Below are 2,459 nucleotides of genomic sequence, written 5' to 3'. Positions count from 1 at the left end.
GCGGGAGGCGGCCTTCCCATTTCCGATGATTTTCGCCAACGCCACACCCACCGCAAAATCCTTCGTCAAGCTGAAGACCCCAAGCTAAAGTCCCTTACCCGGAAGCCTTAAAATATCGCCCTCTAACGCGGATTCAAGGCTATTTCGCGGCAGAGCCGGAAGCCGCCCCGTCAACGGCCGCTGTCGAACATCTTGTTCAACAGATAGCGCTTCGGGAAGGGGCCGGGACCATCGTCGTCATCGGCCGCGGCGGCCTGCGCCGCGCCGCCCTGGCCCGGCGCGCCGGAGGCCGAAGCGCCCTGCGCCGCGCCGACGCTCGCCGCCGGAGGCGCGGGATTGGTCACGCGATTGAGGAAATATTGCTGCGGCATTTCCTGCCCGAAAGCCGTCGGCCCCTGGCTTTGCGCCAGCGCCGCGCCGCCCGGCGCTCCCGCCGCGAGGCCCAGGCTGGCGAAAGCCACGCCGAGAGACAATTTCCGCGTCCTGCTCATCCCGTCATCCTTGCCCAAATGGATCCGCCTTACCGGGTTAACGGCGCTTTGCGGCGATTTCACAGCAAGGCCGGTCGGTCAGGCCTGCTCTTCCCCGGCGCCGGTCTCGCGCGCGGTCGCCGCCTCATACACCAACAGGACGACGCCGACAAATATCGCCGCATCGGCCAGATTGAAAACATAGTTCGACAGCGGCCCCAGCGAGACGGGCGTGTGGAAATAGAGAAAGTCGGCCACAGCGCCATGGACCAGCCGGTCGCTGGCGTTGCCGAGCGCGCCGCCGATCAGGCAGCCAAAGGCGATGGCCGAGACCAGCGCACCGGTCCGCCACAGCCAGCGCGACAGCAGGCCAACCGCCGCAAAGGCGAGCGCCGCCAGAGCATAGCGGCCGAAATCGCCGTCCGAATGCAGCAAAGTATAGGCGATGCCGCGATTCCAGCTCATCACCAGAGCCAGAAAGGGCGTCAGCGCGATGACGGGATGGTCCGGCCCATCGAGCAGGCCGATCGCCCAGAATTTGCTGGCCTGATCCGCGACGAAAACCGCCGCCGCGACGGAAAAACCAATCAGGCGGCGGCGCATTGGTGGCGACAGACTCACGCCCAGGCGCCGAGCGCGCGCAATTCGCGCAGGGCCTGGGCGTCGCGCGGCGTCACGTCCGGAAATTCCGGATCGGAGCCGACCAGCGGCGAAATCCGCCACGACCGCGCGCATTTGGTCCCCGGAGCGCGTCGGCTGACGACGCCGACGCCGGGCGTTTCCGGCAGGGTAAAGGCGCCCTCCGGCGGCGGTCCGGCGACGATCTCGATCGCCGAGGTGATGCAGACATCGGCGAAATCGACGCCGTCCAGCGCCTCGCGCAGCGCGGAATCGGCGATGAAGACCTGCGGATCGGCCTCCAGCGACGCGCCGATATTTTTTTGCGCGCGTTCAATTTCCAGGGCGCCGGTGACCACGGCGCGGACGCGGCGCACCGCGCGCCATTTGGCGGCGAGCTTTTCGTCGCGCCAAACCTCGAGCCCGGCGGGAAACTCCGTCAGATGGACCGAGGCCGCGCCTTGCGGGCGGAAGGCCAGCCAGGCCTCCTCGGCGGTGAAACAGAGAATCGGCGCCAGCCATTTCAGCAAGGCGTCGCAGAGGATATTGATGGCGGTCAGCGACGCCTTGCGGGCGACGCTCGACGGCGGATCGCAATAGAGGCAATCCTTGCGGATATCGAAATAGAAGGCCGAAAGATCGCCGGTCATGAAGGCCGACAACAACGCGACCACCTTCTTGTAATCGAAGGCGGCATAGGCCTCGCGAACGGGTAAGTCGATCTCGGCCAGCCGATGCAGGATGTAGCGCTCGAGCTCCGGCATTTCGGCCTGCGCCACCGCCTCGGCGGGATCGAAATGGGCCAGCGCGCCAAGCATCCAGCGCAGCGTGTTGCGCAGCTTGCGATAGGTTTCCGAGAAGGTGGCGAGGATTTCCTTGCCGATGCGCAGGTCGTCGGAATAATCCGAGGCCGCGACCCACAGGCGCAGGATATCGGCGCCGGAATCCTTGATGACCGTCTGCGGCGCCACCACATTGCCGAGCGATTTCGACATTTTGCGGCCCTTTTCGTCCAGCACGAAACCGTGGGTCAGCACGGAATCATAGGGCGCGCGGCCGCGCGTGCCGCAGCTTTCCAGCAGCGAGGAATGGAACCAGCCGCGATGCTGGTCCGAGCCTTCGAGATACATGACCTCGTCCGGCCCGCCGTCGTGGCGGCGGCGGATGCCGGCCAAAGTCGGGAAATGGACCGGGTCTTCCAGCGTGAAGGCGTGGGTCGAGCCGGAATCGAACCAGACGTCGAGCACATCGTCGATCTTGTCGTAATCACTCGGGTTATGATCCGGCGCGAGGAAACGCTCGGCGGCGCCGTCCTTGTACCAGGCGTCGGCGCCCTCCTTGGCGAAGGCCTCGACGATCCGGGCGTTGACC

3 protein-coding genes are annotated in these 2,459 nt (G+C 65.8%); all 3 read right to left on the bottom strand.

Going from position 1 to position 2,459, the window contains the following annotated elements:
• Positions 1-170: 170 nt before the first annotated feature.
• Positions 171-491: a hypothetical protein gene (locus ACE3S9_RS18495; protein ID WP_374547942.1), complete on the bottom strand. Its 321-nt coding sequence runs from the start codon at positions 489-491 to the stop codon at positions 171-173.
• 78 nt (positions 492-569) lie between these two features.
• Positions 570-1,091 carry a signal peptidase II gene (lspA, locus tag ACE3S9_RS18490; RefSeq protein WP_374547941.1) on the bottom strand — a complete coding sequence of 174 codons (522 nt, stop codon included), beginning with the start codon at positions 1,089-1,091 and terminating at the stop codon, positions 570-572.
• Positions 1,088-2,459: class I tRNA ligase family protein (locus ACE3S9_RS18485; protein ID WP_374547940.1), on the bottom strand; the 1,372-nt coding region annotated here is incomplete at its 5' end. The genes ACE3S9_RS18485 and lspA, both read right to left, overlap by 4 nt.

Origin of the sequence: Rhodoblastus sp. (assembly GCF_041915505.1) — a bacterium.
Taxonomy (GTDB): Bacteria; Pseudomonadota; Alphaproteobacteria; order Rhizobiales; family Beijerinckiaceae; genus Rhodoblastus.
Note: the sequence above shows the minus strand (reverse complement) of the source record. Positions and strands in the feature narration are given on the sequence as shown.

What these genes read in the sequence shown, in the direction of transcription:
- ACE3S9_RS18495 (WP_374547942.1), bottom strand. Translation starts at nt 491, where the DNA reads ATGAGCAGGACGCGGAAATTGTCTCTCGGCGTGGCTTTCGCCAGCCTG.